This is a genomic window from Pseudoxanthomonas yeongjuensis (genome assembly GCF_010093345.1).
Lineage (GTDB): Bacteria > Pseudomonadota > Gammaproteobacteria > Xanthomonadales > Xanthomonadaceae > Pseudoxanthomonas_A > Pseudoxanthomonas_A yeongjuensis.
This window is the reverse complement of sequence record NZ_PDWT01000006.1, coordinates 60,098-77,465: the sequence shown is the minus strand read 5'-3', so window position 1 is coordinate 77,465 and position 17,368 is coordinate 60,098. Positions and strand designations below refer to the sequence as shown.

Annotated in this window: 11 protein-coding genes; 6 read left to right on the top strand and 5 right to left on the bottom strand. The window is 63.4% G+C overall.

The genetic code is table 11. The features are described 5' to 3' along the window. Positions 1-441: 441 nt before the first annotated feature. Positions 442-3,117: a TonB-dependent receptor gene (locus tag CSC74_RS14255; RefSeq protein ID WP_162315158.1), complete on the top strand. Its 2,676-nt coding sequence runs from the start codon at positions 442-444 to the stop codon at positions 3,115-3,117. A gap of 64 nt (positions 3,118-3,181) precedes the next feature. Here the strand turns inward: CSC74_RS14255 and CSC74_RS14250 are convergent, their stop codons facing one another. The 5 genes from CSC74_RS14250 to CSC74_RS14230 form a co-directional block, all read right to left on the bottom strand. Beyond that, on the bottom strand, positions 3,182-4,441 hold the full coding sequence (locus CSC74_RS14250; RefSeq protein ID WP_162315157.1) for a dicarboxylate/amino acid:cation symporter: 1,260 nt from the start codon (positions 4,439-4,441) through the stop codon (positions 3,182-3,184). After that, positions 4,438-5,184 carry a L,D-transpeptidase family protein gene (locus tag CSC74_RS14245; RefSeq protein ID WP_162315156.1) on the bottom strand — a complete coding sequence of 249 codons (747 nt, stop codon included), beginning with the start codon at positions 5,182-5,184 and terminating at the stop codon, positions 4,438-4,440. The genes CSC74_RS14250 and CSC74_RS14245 overlap by 4 nt, the downstream gene beginning before the upstream one ends. 68 nt (positions 5,185-5,252) lie before the next feature. After that, complete coding sequence (locus CSC74_RS14240) at positions 5,253-6,098, bottom strand: MurR/RpiR family transcriptional regulator (RefSeq protein ID WP_162315155.1); 846 nt, start codon at positions 6,096-6,098, stop codon at positions 5,253-5,255. Between the two features lies 1 nt (position 6,099). After that, positions 6,100-7,197: a dipeptide epimerase gene (locus tag CSC74_RS14235; RefSeq protein WP_162315154.1), complete on the bottom strand. Its 1,098-nt coding sequence runs from the start codon at positions 7,195-7,197 to the stop codon at positions 6,100-6,102. Between the two features lie 29 nt (positions 7,198-7,226). After that, positions 7,227-8,636, bottom strand: a complete 1,410-nt coding sequence (locus CSC74_RS14230) for a C40 family peptidase (protein ID WP_162315153.1) — start codon at positions 8,634-8,636, stop codon at positions 7,227-7,229. 312 nt (positions 8,637-8,948) lie between these two features. Between CSC74_RS14230 and CSC74_RS14225 the strand changes: the two genes are divergently transcribed. The 5 genes from CSC74_RS14225 (at position 8,949) to CSC74_RS14205 (ending at position 17,348) form a co-directional block, all read left to right on the top strand. Further along, positions 8,949-10,451: a transglutaminase-like domain-containing protein gene (locus tag CSC74_RS14225; protein WP_162315152.1), complete on the top strand. Its 1,503-nt coding sequence runs from the start codon at positions 8,949-8,951 to the stop codon at positions 10,449-10,451. A gap of 108 nt (positions 10,452-10,559) precedes the next feature. Next, positions 10,560-13,490, top strand: a complete 2,931-nt coding sequence (locus tag CSC74_RS14220; RefSeq protein WP_246193267.1) for a TonB-dependent receptor — start codon at positions 10,560-10,562, stop codon at positions 13,488-13,490. Positions 13,491-13,661: 171 nt separating this feature from the next. Then, positions 13,662-14,933: a diaminopimelate decarboxylase gene (lysA, locus tag CSC74_RS14215; protein WP_162315150.1), complete on the top strand. Its 1,272-nt coding sequence runs from the start codon at positions 13,662-13,664 to the stop codon at positions 14,931-14,933. Continuing rightward, positions 14,933-16,546 (top strand): serine hydrolase domain-containing protein, encoded by a 1,614-nt coding sequence (locus tag CSC74_RS14210; protein WP_246193265.1) that lies wholly within the window; start codon positions 14,933-14,935, stop codon positions 16,544-16,546. The genes lysA and CSC74_RS14210 overlap by 1 nt, the downstream gene beginning before the upstream one ends. 112 nt (positions 16,547-16,658) lie before the next feature. Further along, a complete protein-coding gene (locus CSC74_RS14205) occupies positions 16,659-17,348 on the top strand; it encodes a M15 family metallopeptidase (protein ID WP_246193263.1) in 690 nt (229 codons plus the stop codon). Positions 17,349-17,368: the final 20 nt, after the last annotated feature.

The following is a 17,368-nucleotide window of genomic DNA, read 5'->3' as shown; positions in this document are numbered from 1 at the left end:
CGCGAATTATCGCCGCCGCCGTAGGAGCGTCCATGGGCGCGAGCTCTTGACTTGTTTCGCGGCCGGATCTGAAGAGCTCGCGCCCATGGGCGCTCCTACGGTCTGTCGCTGGCGATATCGTTGGCATCCTTGCCCGGCCGCAGCTTATGACCGCCGTGAAAACGGGTCATGTTCGTGAAAACGAGGCCGGGTTCACTCTTCGGGCAGGAAAGTGACTTGCGTGGCGGATGAGAGGGTCTGGTTCGAACTGGTTGCGAATTATTCTGCAATTCGGCTGGTTATACTCGAATACGATCACGCACCTGCATCTGTAGCAGCCATGCATCCGATGGATCATTTCAAGATCCAGGCATTTCGATAGTTGATCGATACAGGACCCGGGGGGGGGTAGTGCGAAGATCGATTCTGGCGGCTTCGGTGCAAAGCGCGTGGGTTTTGGGCTTGCTGGTTTACGGCCCTGCCGCGGCGCAGCCCGCGGCAGAAACCGCGAAGGCGGAAAACGCCGACGTGGTCACCCTCGATACGGTACAGGTCGCCGGCATCCGCAGTAGTCTGGCGAAGTCGGTCTCGGACAAGCGCGATGCCGACATCATCAGCGACAGCATCGCGGCCGAAGATATCGGCAAGTTCCCGCAGCAGAACATGGCCGAATCCTTGCAGCGCGTGACTGGCGTGCAGATTACCCGCAGCAGGGGCGAAGGACGGGCGGTGAGCGTGCGCGGCCTGGACCCGAAATTCACCCAGGTTCTCTATAACGGCCGCCAGCTGCCTTCCGCCAGCGGCGATCGCAGTTTCGACTTCACCATCCTCTCGGCCGATTTCGTCAACGCATTGAGCGTATACAAGACGCCGGTCCCGGAAATGCGCGACGGAGGAATGTCGGCCACGATCAACGTTCAAACAGCCAAGCCGCTGGACATCGGCGAGCGGCATGGCGCCATTGCTGCCGAAGGAATCCATGACCCCGGCGGCACGACACCGCACCTGTCGGCGTTCTATACCGATACATTCGCAGACAACACCTTCGGCGTTTCCCTGGGCGTGGACTACAGCAAACGCCAGTTGCAAGGCCAGCGCTACGAGGCCTTCGGGTTCGAGCAGCGTAGCGAGGCTTCCAGCGGGTTCGATCTCAACGCGGACGGCGATCTGGACGATACCCTGCGCTTCAATCACGCTGCCAACTTCGGCATCGATCAGGGCACCCGCGAACGCGAGAGCGTGATGGCGGCTTTCCAGTACCGGCCCAACGACGTTTTCGAGCTTCGCTCGGACGTCCTCCATTCGAAGTTCACCACGGATGCGCTCTATCCCGTCAATGCGCACCGGTTCACCTACATCATCGGGACGCAGGGTACGAGCGCCTCGGATGACGGTTCCGGATACCTGGACTATTTCGAATCCGATGGCGTGGACCTGCGCAACAACGCGCGCACCGAGAACGTCGTCGACGAATTGAAGAGCATCAGCATCGGCAGCAGTTACGTCAACGATCGCTGGACGACAGACGCGGAAGTGTCCTACGGAAAATCCAGGCGGGTGCAGAGCAATCTGTCGCTGGAAGTCATCGGCCGCGCCAACGTCTCCTACGACTACCGCACCGATCATGGCGGCATTCCCAGCCTGGAATACCATGGCGGGTTCGATCCTTCCGCCCCCGGCGTGTTCCGGGCCATCGGTTTCAACGGCAAGGTCGACCAGCCCACGGAAGACACCACACGCGACGCCAGGCTGGATTTCACCTATGCGATGGACGGTGCGATCAAGAGCATCAGGTTCGGTGCGGCCGCGGGCAGCCGCGAATACCTGATCGACAGCCGGTTCCTGCAGGTGGGGGCCGAGGATCTTGCGGAGTTGCTGGGAGTGGCTTACGACCCGGTCCTCGAAGGCGGGAGCTTCGACGGCACGCCCTGGATGCGCCGATTCGGTGGTTCCGGCTACCTCTCCGGCTATGACGGCAGCTCCACCTTCCCGACCGGTTGGTTGTCGGCAGACCCGTATGCGTTGCTGCGGGATATCCCGCTATCGGAGCTGGAGCGCCTGTTCCCGCCGGTACGGTTCCAGACTTCGGTTTCCGATGTGAAGGAAGGCACTCGGGCGCTGTATTTCCGGGCGGATTTCGGTACGGAAGACGGACGGCTCACCGGCAACGCCGGCTTGCGTTACGTCAGGACCGAACAGGAAACGCTGGGCTACATACCGGATCTGACCCGTATCGTGTTCGAACAGGGCAGCGCGATCACCATCGTCCCGGACGCTGTGGCCCAGACCATCAGCCGTTCCTACGACAACGTCCTGCCGAGCCTGAACCTGCGTTACGAACTGCGCGGCGACCTGGTGGCGCGCTTCGCCGCGGCGCGGGTCATGTCAAGACCCGACCTCAACGTCATCACTCCAACCACCAGCGTCAGCGCCAACGTCAAGACCATCAGTTCGGGCAATCCGAGCGTGGATCCATACCTGGCCGACCAATTCGACATATCGCTGGAGTGGTACTTCAGCAACGAGAGCATGCTGTCGGCGGCATTCTTCTACAAGAACGTCAAGAACTTCATCGTCAACACCACCAGCGTAGAGGTGTTGAACGTGCGTCAGGGCGCAAACGGACCGAGTCTGCCGGTGGAGTTCACCCGCTTCCAGCCGGGCAACGGTGGAGACACCAGGATCAAGGGCATCGAATTCGCCTACCAGCAGCCCTTCACCTTCCTGCCGCCGCCATTCGATGGTTTCGGAATGATGGCCAACTACACCTATATCGACGCCGGTCAACTGCCGACCGAGGAAGGTGGTGCCGGCAAGACGCTGCCGGGCGTGTCCAGGAGCAGTTACAACGTCACCGTGTATTACGAAAAGCCGCGTTTTGGCGCCTATCTCTCCTACAACTATCGCGACGGTTTCCGCCTGGACAATGACAGCTACTTCGGCGATGGATCCAGGATCGACGAGTACGGGCAGCTGGATCTGTCGATCGATTTCAAGTTCACCCCGCACCTGGGCATGACCCTGGCGGCCAACAATCTCACCGACGAGCCGGTAGTCGCGGTCAACGATGCGGGTTACGGACGCGGTTACGAGTCGACCGGTCGGCGGATCATGTTGGGATTGCGTTACGACTTCTGATCGGACTCCATGAGCGCATGGCATCGTTTGCTTCCGGCATAACGGCTCGCGCCCATGGACGCTCCTACGGTCTGTCGCTGTCGGCTTCCTTGGCATCCTTGCCCGCTTGCCTGGACACGATGCTGGTCGCGGTGAGATCCGCGGTCACATTGCCGACCGTGGCGAACACGTCGGGAATCGTATCGACCGCCAGCAGCAGGCCCAGCGGTGCGATCGGCAGGCCCATGGCCTGGGTGACGGGCAGGTTGGTGGCCATGTAGCTGACCTGGCCCGGCAATCCGACCGCGCCGCAGCTGATGATCACCGCCAACGCGGCGCCGGTGGCCAGCTGCGCCGCCGACAGGTCGATGCCGTAGGCCCAGGCGATGAACGCGGCGGCGCTGACGTATTGCACCGGACTGTTGATCCGGAACAGCGATACCGCCATCGGCAGGACCAGTGCGGTCACCTGCGGCGAGTAACCCAGCCGGCGTTGCGCGACTTCCAGCATCGCCGGCAACGAAGCCAGCGAGGACTGGGTGCTGGCGGCCACGACTTGCGCCGGAATGATCGCCGCCGCGAACCTGCCGATGCGCTCGCCACCGAAGTAGGCCGCCACCGGCAGCATCATCACGGTAACCGCCAGATACAACGCGCATTGCAGCAGTATGTACACGCCCAGCGCGCTGACCATGCTCATTCCGGATTGCGCGCACACCGCCAGCACCAGGGCGAACACGCCCACCGGCGCCGCCCACAACACCCAGTGCACGACCACGATCATCGCGTCGGACACGGCCTGGAAGAAGTTCACCATCAGGTCGCGTCGCGGCTTTTCTATCCGGGTCAGGGCGAAGCCGAAGAACAGGGCGAATACGATCAATGGCAGCATCGCGCTTTGCGCTGCGGCCGAGACTGCATTGCTGGGAATGATCGAGGTCAACGCCTCGCTCCAGCCGCTAGCGGTCGTAACGACGGGAGCCGTGGCGATGGAGCCGCTCAGCGCCTGGGTCAATGCCGGATCGCGCGACACCAGCGACAGCAGCAAGGGTGCGGCGAAGGCGGTGAAGAACGAGGCCGCGCTGAGCAGGGTCACGAACACCAGCAACGCGCGCCGCGCGGTGCGTCCCGACGACGCGGTGTCGCTGGCGGTGGGGACGCCGATGATCACCAGCGCGAACACCAGCGGCACCACGGTCATCTGCAGCCCATTGAGCCAGAGCTTGCCGACGGGTTGCACGAAAGCGGCTACTTTCGCCGCCAGCGCGGGATCCGACCAGGCCAGGGTCAGTCCGATCGCCGCGCCCGAGGCGAGGCCCAGCAATACGCGTGTAGTCGGCTTCAAGGCATGGGCTCCAGGGTAGGTAGTTGCCAGGCATCGTGCAGGCTGGCGTACTCATTGGCCGGCAGCAGCACGAAGACCGGATGTTGGTCGGGCCGCAGCCATGCCAGCAACCGGGTCATGGTCGGATCGTCCATGGCGGTGCAGCCGGCGGTGGATTCGGCGGGCTTCCTCCACAGGTGGGCGAAGATGCAGCTGCCGGCGTCGCGCCGCGCTTGCGGGTTGTGTTCAATGACGAAACCGAGACGATAGCGTTGGTCCCCCGCGGAGTGCAGGTCCAGGCGCATCGGTTCGGTCGAGCCGGCGACCGCTTCGGCGCCCACCGCTTGCGCATCGACGATGCGGTTGTACAGCGGCGATCCGCTGACGTCCATGCAGTAGTGCGAGGCCTGCATCGCGTCGTAGGGCAGGGCGGTGTCGGCATGCTGTGCATAACCGAAGGCATCGCCGATGCCGAACACGCCGGCCGGGCTGCGGCCGTCGCCCTCGTGCTTGAGCGGCCCCGCCTTCGGATCGGGATGCAGTCCAAGGCCCCAGGCGGAACCGTTCCTGCCGACGGTGACCGGTTCGCTTTCGCCGACCTGCCGCCACTTTCCGTCCGCGCGCTCGTAGGTGCGCAGCGCGCCTTGGTTGGCATTCCAGTCCGGCGTGACCACGACCACGACTTGCTGCGCATTGCTCCACGGCAGGGTGGAACGCGAGGTGGGCGCACTCGCGCAACCAGAAGCGAGGGTTGCGAAGGCCATCAGCGCAAGTAGCCAAGAACCCCGCCTGCCGGTGGTCGTGTCTTTGCGTGTGCGGGAGTATGCGTTGTTCATGGATTGAGGGCCGGTTGGATGCGCTCCAGGTTTTCCTGGAGGATGTCGAAGCGTTTCTTGCTGCCTTCGCAGAGCATGACGAAGATGCCGTCCAGCAGATGCTGCAGCGCGGAGCGGTAGAGCAGCGGTTCGATATGCGGACGGTCGTCGTGCGCCGACACCAGCAGGGCCAGGTCGGCATGCGCGCGCAGGGCGTTGGAGGTGTGGCGGGGGACGGTGACGACCTTGCCCTTGATCTTGCGGAACTGGTGGCAGATCTGCGAAAGCGCGGTCTGGGTGCCGTCTTCGCAGAACACCAGCAGCACGTCGCCGGCGGTCGCCGCCGACACGCTCGCGGTCATGTGCGCAGCGTCGAAATTGTGGATGGTGGGGATGCCGAGCAGCGACAGCCGCCAGGCGAAGGCGCGCGCATGCAGATCGTCCTCGCCGAAGCCGATGATGAACACCTTGCCGGCTTCGCCTATGGCATCGGCCACCGCCTGCACCGCCTCGGGCGGATTGATCAGGCGCGTTTCTTCCTCGGCCTCGGACTTGCGCCGCCACAGCTGGCTGCCATGCGTGTCGTCGGTGCCCCGGGTCGAGGCCGCGGCCACGGTGGGGTCGCCGTTGTCGGCGCGGGCGATCGCCTCGCCGATCGAATACTTGAGGTCCGGGTAGCCCTTGAAGCCGAGCTTCTGGCTGAACTTGACCACGCTGGACTGGCTGATCCGCAGTGCCGTCGCCAACTGCTGCGACGAATAGTCGCGGAGCAGTTGCGCATTCTCGAGGATGAAGTCGGCGATGCGGCGTTCGATCGCCGACATCTGGTCGCGCTCGGAACGGATCTTGATAAGCGGGGACATGTCAGGCCTCGAGCGGCTCGAGGCCGCGGATTTCGCGGATACCCAGCCCGGGTGCGTCGGTGATGGTGATTTCGGATTCGTTGAATATAACCCCACCCTCGACCGGGTTGAACAGGCACAGCGAAGGCCCGTCCAGGTCGATCTTGGTGATGACGTCGGCCTTGGCCACGGCCACGTGCACCGCCGCGGCGACACTGATGCTGGTTTCGAGCATGCAGCCGATCATGCACTCGATGCCGTGCATCGCGGCGATGTCGGCGATGCGGATCGCATTGGAGATGCCGCCGGTCTTCATCAGCTTGATGTTGATGATGTCGGCCGCGCGCATGCGGATCAATTCCACCACTTCCATGGGGCCGAACACGCTCTCGTCGGCCATGATCGGCGTATGCACCCGCTCGGTGACGTAGCGCATGCCTTCCAGGTCGTGGGCCTTGACCGGCTGCTCGACCAGCTCCAGACGCACGCCGGCGTCCTCCAGCGTCTGCAGCGCGTACACCGCCTGCTTGGCGGTCCAGCCCTGGTTCGCATCCAGCCGCAGCAGGGCGCGGTCCTCCACCGCCGCGTAGATGGCCTTGACCCGCTCTATGTCCACGCCGATGTCCTTGCCGACCTTGATCTTCAGCGACTCGAAGCCGCGCTCCACCGCGGCCATGGAATCGGCCACCATCTTGTCGATGTAATCGACGCTGATGGTGATGTCGGTGGTGATGACCGGATCGCCGCCGCCCAGCAGCTTGTACAGCGGCGCGTTGTACAGCTGGCCGAACAGGTCGTAGATGGCGATCTCGACCGCGGCCTTGGCGCTCGTGTTCTTCTCCATCGCGCCCTGGATCAACTGGGTCAGGCGATTGAGGTTGGCGACGTCCTCGCCGATCAGGCGCGGGGAAATGTAGTGGCGGATGGCGTCGACGATGGAGCCATGGGTATCGCCGGTGATCACCGCGGTCGCCGGGGCTTCGCCGTAGCCGATGTTGCCGCTGTCGGTATGGACCATGATCACGATGTCCTCGACCCGGTCCACCGTGCGCAACGCGGTCTTGAACGGAGTTTTCAGCGGGACCCGCAGCATGCCGAAGGTGATGTCGGTGATTTTCATTGGTGTCGGTTCTTTATGGGAATTCGTTATCAGGGGCGGATGCGGACGATGCTGGTGATGCGGTCCACGTAGGTCTGTTCGACGTTGAAGCGCAGCGGCAGCAACGGGGTCATCGATACGGCGTTGAGATGCATGGAGCGCAGCTTGCCATCGGCGCCGAGATAGCTGCCGCCATTGGTGTCGTGGATCACGTAGGGCGCGCCGTCGATGCGGCCGATCATCATCATCACGTGGCCGGGGATATAGATCAGGTCGCCCACTTGCAGCGCATCCACGGCGGCCTTGCGCCGCTCGGACCCTTCGTCCTTGGCGAAGGTCACGTGGTTCAGCGCGGGGCTGATGCTCTGGTCGCGGGTATTGCGCGGCAACTCCACGCCCATGCTGCGATAGACCTCGGAAACGAATCCGCTGCAGTCGCGGCCATTGTAGGAATGGCCCCAGCCGTAGCGCTCGCCGAGGAACTTGAAGGCCTGGCGGACAAGATTTGCGTGGGTAAGCGGCAGGTAGCCGCTCGCGGTGTCCTGGTTCTTCTGCAGCAGCGCCGGTGCGAAACCGAGGGATCCATCGGCGGCGCGGATCGGCAGTTCGACCGTCCACGAGGAATAGGGATGCTGGCCGTTCACCGGCGCGTCCGGCGGCACGTCGGCCAGTGGAACCCGCACGCCCATGTCCAGCTGCAATTCGGACAACTGCGGCTGCTCGCGGGTATACACCGTGGACACCTTCGCTCCCAGCACGATGCGATAAGGCGTCTTGTCCGCGTAGGCGAGCACCTGCTCGCGGCTGCCTTCGGCGATGTCCTGTCGGCTCACCCAGGCCTTGTACCTCGGGCTCACCACCCACAGCCACTTTCCGTCCCGGCTCTGGTGCGCGATCGCCACCGGGGTGCCGGGGAACAGGGCGCTTTCCTGGAAACGGTCGATGTCGGTGTCGCCGCGGCTGCTGAAGACGCGCAACCCGGTCGGGAAACCGCGCAACGCGGTCCGGCGCAGCACCAGTCCGTAGCGCGTCCTGGTGTCAGCGGCGATCGCGTCCAGGTCCAGCGCGTCCATCAACCCGTCGAGCGTGGAAGCAGGCACCGGATTGCCGTCCACGTCATAGAAGGGTTTTTCGGGCCGCGACGACAAGTCCTGGATCCATTCCACGATCCGGGCCCTGGGCAAGGAAGCCGGCAATGCCGCCAGGTCGTTCATCGATGGATCGGTGCGCTCCAGTTTTTCGTTCTGCGCCGCGATCGCGGCTTCATCCAGCACCACCCGGTCGGGATGGTCGGCCTGGGCGACCCAGAAATCGGCGGTGAGTTGCGCATCGCCGATTCCGACCACGCCATGCGCGGGAACCGGTGCCGCAGGCGCGTCGCCGCGTGCCTGGGCCAGGGACGCGCACGTGAGCAGGGAAAGGGCGAGCAGGGCATGGGGAGCGCGGAGAAAGAGTCGCATGGTCTACCTCGGACGGAAGCCAGGAATGATGGAGCAGGAAAGGCCGGCAAACCGGCGCCGGCACGCGCGGTCCCTGCGTACGGTGAAAATCCCGGTGGCCTTCAATGCGATCGCCAGAACGGGCAGGGCCGTGCGGATCATGCGTTCCCCTTGCGGATTGTTTCCCGATTCTTCCCCTCACCCGGCCAGCCGGGAGTTGGGAATACATGATTCTTATATCACAAGATTGAAGAATAAATTATTGACGACGGTTTCATGACATGTTAGACAGTCATCTTCCGCTTGATGCCGTGGGAGGCGTCGCAAGTCGAAATGGTGGGGAGTCCTGTCAACGCAATCGTCGTTCGCCCCGGCTCGAAGCCGGTCTGGGTGGGCTTGCTGCTGGCCGCGGCGCTCGCCTGTTCCGCGCCGTTGATGGCGACGGACATGGCGGCGCAGGAAACCCAAACCGTGGCCGGGTTGATCGATGCGGGGCACTTCGCCGAAGCGGAATCCTCCATCGCCAAGTCACTCGCATCGCCAGCTGTGTCCACCGAAGCGAAGTCGGCGCTGTTGTTCCAGCGCGAACGCATGCGCCGGATCCTGATCGATTTCACCGTCGATGCCGATCAAGCCAAGGCCCGGATCCGCAAGCAGATCCCCGATCTGGGTGATGAGGAGTTCGCCCGCTGGGACGCGGCGGGACTGCTCGAATACCAGGTCATCGACGGCCGCAAGCTGTATTTCAACCGCGCCCCTTCCAATCTGTTCCGGCTCAGCGCCGAGGCCAGGGCGCGTCGGCAGGAGCAGACTCCCGTCGTCGATGGGCCGATGGAAGCAGCCAATGCCCATCACCGCGAAGTACGCGATGCGGCACTGGCGCAACACGCCACCGATGCCGGGTCCAGGCGCCTCCGCGTCACCCAGTCGCTGACCGTCGATGCGGATGCGGTGCCCGCCGGGGAAACCGTGCGTGCGTGGATCCCGTATCCGCGTGCGATTCCCGGGCAGCAGGAAGACATCCGCTTCATCGAAAGCGTGCCGGCGGCGCACCAGATCGCGCCGGAGTCGACGCTGCAGCGCACGGTGTATCTGGAAAAGCCGGCGAGCGCCGGCCAGCCCACGAAATTCTCGATCAGCTATGAGCTGACCATCCGCGGGCAGTACCACGCCATCGATGCCGACAAGGTGGTCGCGGCGCCGCTCACCGCGGAACTGGCGCCGTTCGTGGCCGAACGCCCGCCGCACGTGGTGTTCACGCCGGCGCTGCGCGAGTTCTCCCGCAAAGTGGTCGGTGACGAGAAGAATCCGTACCGGATCGCGCAAAAACTCTTTGCTGCGGTCGATCAGATCCCGTGGGCCGGCGCCCGCGAGTATTCGACCATCACCAACATCAGCGACTACGCGCTGCACGCCGGCCACGCCGACTGCGGGCAGCAGACGCTGTTGTTGATAGCGCTGCTGCGGCTCAACGGCATACCGGCGCGCTGGCAGTCGGGGATGGTCTATTCGGATGGCGACTACGACAACCTGCACGACTGGGGGAAGGTCTATTTCGCTCCCTACGGCTGGGTGCCGATGGACGTCACCACCGGCCGGCTGGACGATCCGGATCCGCAGATCGCCAATTTCTATCTCGGGGGGCTGGATGCGTACCGCATCGCCTTCAACGACGACTATTCGCGGGATTTGGTCCCCGCCAAGCGGCATTTCCGCTCGGAGACGGTGGACCTGCAACGCGGGGAAGCGGAATGGAGCGGTGGCAACCTCTATTTCGATCAATGGGATTACGAATTCGAAGGAAAAATACTGCCGATGAAGAGCAGTGCCGAATAGCCGAGCGGGAACCAACCTACCAATTCAGCAAGGGAGAGATCGGGGATGAACAGCAAAAATTTGCGTAGGGCCGCGCTGTGTATAGCGTTGGGATCGTGTCTGGCGTCCATGGCGCCGTTGGCGATGGCGCAAAGCGTGACCGGCGCAGTGGCCGGCCGTGCCAACGCCGGCGAGCAGATCACAGTCACCAATCCCGCCACCGGCCTGAGCCGCACGGTGACGGTCGGCAGCGATGGCACTTACCGCGTGGCGCAATTGCCGCCGGGCGATTACACCCTGGTCGCAGGCGGCGGTGAGCCGCTTTCAGTCAACGTATCGATCGGCGGCACTACTACCGTGAACCTGGCCGGTGCTGGCGCAGTAAACCTGGACGTGGTGCAGGTGATCGGTTCGCGTATCGTCAACCGCGTCGACGTGCGTTCCACGGAAACGGCGACCAACATCAATCGCCAGGAACTGGCCCGGTTGCCGGTGGACCAGAACCTGACTTCCGTGGCGCTGCTGGCGCCAGGCGTGATCGATTCCGGTTCCTCCTTTGGCGGCCTAAGCTTCGGCGGATCGTCGGTGGCGGAGAACGCCGTTTACATCAACGGCCTGAACGTGACCGATCCCTTCCGTCGTCAGGGTTTTTCATCGGTGCCGTTCGCCTTCTACGAGGAATTCCAGGTCAAGACCGGCGGCTATTCGGCGGAATTCGGCCGTACTACCGGTGGCGTCATCAATGCGGTGACCCGCTCCGGCGGCAACGAATTCCATGGTGGCATGGAAGTGACGCTGGAACCGTCGGCCTGGGCGTCTGAAAGGACGGACCGCTTCAATTCCGATGGCACCCTCGTCCCGCGCAATCGCACCAGCCGCGATGTGAGCCCGTTCTTCAAGACCAACGTGTGGGCGTCCGGCCCCCTCGTGAAGGACAGGCTGTTCTTCTTCGCCATGTATGAAAACCGGGACAACGACTCCAAGGACTTCGATACGATCGAAGCCTGGAAGACCAAGAACAGCAATGACTTCTGGGGCACCAAGCTCGACTGGCGCATCAATGACAATCACTCGCTGGAACTGCTGGCTTTCTCCGACAAGGCCGATTCGGTCACCACCAAGTATGAATACGACTGGGATACGGCTGTCATTGGCGACAATCTGGGCGAAAGCACGTCGGGTTCCGGCGGCGACAACTGGTCGGCAACCTATACGGGCCATTTCGGCGACAATTTCGTTGCCAAGGCGATGTATGGCGTAAACAAGCGCAGCAGCACCAGCGGCAGCCCGCCTTGGGACGGTTATTGCAGCATAGTCTTCCGCGACAGCACCTACGACAAGATGTTCGGGGATGCGACCATACGGGAAGGCTGCCATCCGACCAACAGCGGGATCAGCAGCCGCTACGACAAGCGCGAAGCGGCTCGCCTGGATTTCGAATGGACGCTGGGCGACCACCTGCTGCGCTTCGGCCTGGATCAGGAAATCATGGATTCCACCAGCTCGGCGCTGTATCCGGGCGACGGCGTGAGCTACTTGCTGCTTGGCATGCCCATAAACGCCACCGATGAGGACCGTGAGCTTCCCGGCGGCGGACTCGTTGACGCCGGGACCGCCTACGTCGATGCGCGCCGCAAAATCACCGGTGCCCCGGTCTCGACCAAGGCGCAGGCGATTTATGTGGAAGACAACTGGAGTGTCACGCCTAACCTGCTGCTCAGCCTGGGCGTGCGCGCAGACATGTTCGAGAATACGCTTGCTTCGGGCGCGACCTTCGCCAAGGCCGATTTCAGCGACATGATCTCCCCGCGCCTCGGCTTCAGCTGGGACATGAATGGCGATGGCACCATGAAGCTGTTCGGCAACGCCGGCCGCTATTACATTCCGCTGACCAACAAGCTCACCGACTACTTCGGTGGCGGCACCACCGACGAGCACACTTACTACGCGCTCGATGGCTGGACCGAACACACCGATCCGGCCACGGGCGCAACGTACCTGCTCCCGAACCTCGGTGCGCAAATCGGTCCGGTCAATACCGAAGGCAATGCCCCGGCACCCGACGATGTCCGTACCGCAGTCGCCCGCGACCTGAAGCAGGTGTTCCAGGACGAATTCATCCTGGGCTTCCAGCAAGCCCTCAACCAGGAATGGTCATGGGGCGTCAATGCCACTTACCGCAAGGTGACCCGTGCCGTGGAAGACGTGAGCATCCGGCACGTGGAAGGATGCGACTGGTATTCCGGTGACTGGCCGATCCTCAACCCCGGCGAAACGAACACTCTGTGGTGCCCGGATACCAACGAATGGGTAACTTTCGACAACTCCACGGATGGTTACATTGCGTCCGGCAGCGGCACCGTGATGGGTTACAAGAAACCCCGACGCACCTACAAGGCGGTCGAGTTCCAGCTTGACCGTGCATGGAACGACAAGTGGTTTTTCAACGCCAGTTACCTCTGGTCCAAGAGCGAGGGCAACATCGAAGGCCCGGTGAACTCGGATACGGGCTACAACGACACCAACCTGGTGCAGTACTACGACCACCCGGCCGTCAATGAGCGCTATGGCGTCCTGTTCAACGACTCCCGCCACCAGATCAAGTTGCGCGGCGGTTACAAGCTCAACGACATGTGGAGCTTCGGCGCCACGTTTTCCGCGCGCTCCGGCGGGCCCATCACCGCCTATGGCGTGCGCTGGCCCGGCGACAACCGCAGCGCGGGCGGTCCGGGCGAGTACAGTGGCGGCGGTTCGGGCTGGCTTTGCGTATCAGGCTGCGGGGACTACACGACCCGGGAACTGGTCTACACGCCGCAGGGCGCATTCGGGCGCATGCCGTGGGTCACGGACCTGGGCGCCAGCGTGACCTGGACGCTGCCGGTGGAAGGCATCGACCTGAAGGCGCGCTTCGCCGTGTACAACCTGCTTAACAAGCAGGTAGAGGTCAACGTGCATTCCCGTTACGAAAGCACACCCGGAAACGAGATGCCTTACTTCGGAGAAGGCACGAACTGGCAATCGCCGCGCTATATGAACCTGGTGGTGACCTGGAGCTTCTGAGGTCGTGCATGCAGCTGTCGGAACCATGAGGTTTCGACAGCGACCGTGAACAGGGCAGGGTGATGGAAGATCGTCACCCTGCCACTGTTTTTTTTAGGCCGGGGAGCTGTCGACCGATGACGGTCTCCGCTGATCGTTCGGCCCTTCCAAAACCGCTGGAACCATGACCCGATGCCAGAAGTCGAGGAAAAGTCGCGCTTTGATGGAATTGAACTGCATGCGTTGGCCACAGCACTGCCAACGCCCTTCCACGCCTATTCCGCCAACGCGATACGCCAGCGCATAAGTGGGTTGCAGCAAGCGTTGCAGGGGCTGGACGCCACGATCTGCTTCGCGGTCAAAGCCAATTCCAGCCTCGCGATCCTGCAGTTGATGGCGGAAAGCGGCGTGGGCGCCGACATCGTTTCCGCCGGTGAGTTGAATCGCAGCCTCAGGGCGGGAATTCCCGCTGATCGGATCGTGTTTTCAGGCGTCGGCAAGACCGAGGCCGAAATGGCGGAGGCGCTCGATGCCGGAGTCGGCCGGTTCAACGTGGAATCGTTCGACGAGTTCGAAACCCTGCAGCGGGTGGCGAACGCACACAAGGTGATCGCACGCGCGGCGGTCCGCATCAATCCCGACGTCGACGCGCGCACCCACCAGAAAATATCCACCGGCAAGTCCGACAACAAGTTCGGCGTAAGCATCGACGAGGCACGACGCTGGTTCTCCGGCAGCAAGGCATTTCCCAACGTACGGCTGGACGGCCTGCACGTGCATATCGGTTCGCAGATCCTGGATCTCGAGCCCTTCCGCCAGGCATTGGCGCGTGTCGCACGGTTCTGGCATGAACTGGCCGAGGCGGGACATGAGATCGCCAGCATCGATGTGGGCGGTGGACTGGGCGTGGTCTATCGCGCCGGCCACGACCGAGCGATAGATCCGGTCGAATACGTGCGCACGATCCGCGAGGCGCTGACCGGCTTCGAGGGGCGCATCCTGCTCGAACCCGGGCGTTACCTGGTGGCGGAGGCAGGACTGCTGCTGACCCGGGTGATCCGGACCAAGCGCGGCGAGAGCCGGAATTTCCTGATAGTGGATGCCGCCATGAACGACCTGATGCGGCCCAGCCTGTACGACGCCTGGCACGACATTCAACTGATCGGAGCGACAGCGGCAGAAGGGGAACGACCTGCCACGACTTACGATGTGGTCGGGCCCGTCTGCGAAACCGGCGATACCTTCGCCGTCGGCCGCGAGTTGCCGGAGTGCAGGGCAGGCGACCTGCTGGCGATCCGCTGCACCGGGGCGTATGGCGCGTCGATGTCCTCGACCTACAATTCAAGGCCTCTTGCCGCCGAAGTCCTGGTCGACGAGGGACGCTACTCTGTGATCCGCCGCCGGCAATCGTTCGAGGAAATGATCATGGGCGAACAGGCCGCTACTTCGTGGAGGAATGTCTGATGGATGCATCGGAAATCCGTCGCGCCGCCGCATTCGCTTGTCTGGCGCTCGCGGCCGCTTTCATGGCGCCGGCCATTGCGGGTGGTACGGAAAAGAACGACACCGCAACCACCGCCACGCGAAACCAGGACGCAGCGCTGGATGCGATCGTCGATGCGGCAGTGGAGCGATACCACCTTCCCGGCATCGCCGTCGGCGTGATCGAGGACGGGCGGGTCGCTTACACGGCAACCCGTGGCGAAATCGCGGCGGGCAGTGGCGTACCCATCGATACGCAAACCCTGTTCAAGATCGCCTCCAACAGCAAGGCCATGACCGCCAGCGTGCTGGCGCGGCTGGTGGATGCGGGAAAACTGCGCTGGGACGATCCGGTCACCAAGTACCTGCCCGCATTCCGCATGCACGATCCCTGGGTCACCCGCGAGATGCAGGTGAAGGATATGCTGGTGCACAACAGCGGCCTGCCCGAAGGGGGCGGCGACCTGATGCTGTGGCCGGAACCCAACCACTACACCCGTGCCGACATCATCGCCGGCCTGGCGCATATCAAGCCCGCCTACAGTTTCCGTTCCGGTTATGCCTACGACAACCTGTTGTACGTGGTGGCCGGTGAAGTGGCCGCGGCCGCGGGCGGTGCTCCATACGAAGAACTGGTGCGCCGTGAAGTGTTCCAGCCGCTGGGCCTGTCGCGTTGCCGGGTCGGCGAATGGAACCGCGATACGGTCGGCAACGTCGCCCGATCGCATACCCGCAGCGCAGGCCGCTACATGGCGAGCGGCGATGGCGACGCGGCCGTGCCTGAGCTCGTTTCCGCTGCGGCCGGAGGCATCCGCTGCAGCCTGGACGACATGCTGTCGTGGGCGCGCAACTGGCTGGTTCCGGATGCCGCGCAATCGAACTGGCTGTCGGCGGGCCAGCGACAGGCGATGTGGACGCCGCGCACGCCGATGCCCATTTCGGCCCGGCGCCATGCCTGGGACGGAACCCGCTTCTACGCCTACGGCTACGGCTGGAGGATCGCCGATGTCGATGGCGCGATGACCGTTTCCCATACCGGCACCCTGTCCGGCATGTACTCGGTCATGACCCTGTTGCCCGACCGCAAGTCGGGTTTCGTCGTGCTCATCAACGGCGACGCGGACGCGGCACGGACCGTGTTGAACGAAGTGCTGTTGAAGCGGTTCACCTCGCCCGCAGACACACGCGGTGTCGCTTATTACGCCGACGAGTTGCTCAAGGAAGAGGCGTCCAGTCGCGCTGCCGCGCCACCGGCCCCTTCCGTGCGGCAGGCGGCCGGCGTGGAGGAAATGAAGCCGTGGCTCGGCGTGTATCGCGATCCATGGTTCGGTGAGGCGAGGGTCTGTCCGCATAACGGACAAGTACGTTTCGCTTCGGAAAAATCGCCGGTGCTCGCCGGCCGGGTGATGCGCAGCGGCGCGCGCCTGCTGGTGGACTGGGACGACGATGGCGTGGATGCGGAAGCCTGGCTGGACTTCCATGAAGCCGGCAACGCTTCGCCCGTGCGACTGAACATGGCCAAGGTCGATCCTGATGCCGATTTCAGCTACGACTATGAGGATCTCGCTTTCGAGTGGGTGCGCGATTGTGAGTAGGCGGAGAACTCTTGTAGGAGGGGCTTCAGCCGCGACAGCTTTTCGCTTGCGTTCGTCGAGGCTGAAGCCCCTCCTACAACCGGAGTGCTGGCGCCACTCGTCGATGCTGGCCATGACTCTGATGATCGCGGCATGTTCAACCGGAATCCCTGCCCCCGCACCGGTAGTCTCCAGCGCGACCACCTTCGCGCAAGCCGGCCTGGTGGACATACGGTCGCTGGTCCCGGATATCGCCGAGGACATCCGCTATGCCGGCGCCGATAATTTCGTCGGTGTTCCCGTCGACGGCTACCGCGCTCCGCGCTGTTACCTGCGCGAATCGTCGGCCCAGGCCTTGCAGCGCGTGGAGACGGCGTTGCGCGAGGAGGGGTTCCGCCTGCAGCTGTTCGATTGTTACCGGCCCGCGCGCGCGGTTCGGCACTTCGTGCGCTGGGCTGCCGATCTACCGGACCAGCGGACCAAGGCACGCCACTATCCGAACCTCGACAAGCGGGTACTGTTCGACGGATACATCGCTTCGGTTTCCGGCCACAGCCGCGGTGCGACCGTGGACCTTACTTTGCTGGATTGCCGTGCAGGCGACGGAGACTGCCGGGCGCTGGACATGGGCACGGATTTCGATTTCTTCGATCCGCGAGCCAACACCGATTCGCCCGCGATAACCGCCGGACAACGCGACAACCGCCAGCGCCTGCTGCAGGCGATGGCGCGGCAGGGATTCCGCAACTATCCTCAGGAGTGGTGGCACTTCAGCCTGGCGTCCGAACAGTCGCAGGCCATCTACGATATTCCTGTCGAATAGCATTCCTTGAACAGCACTCT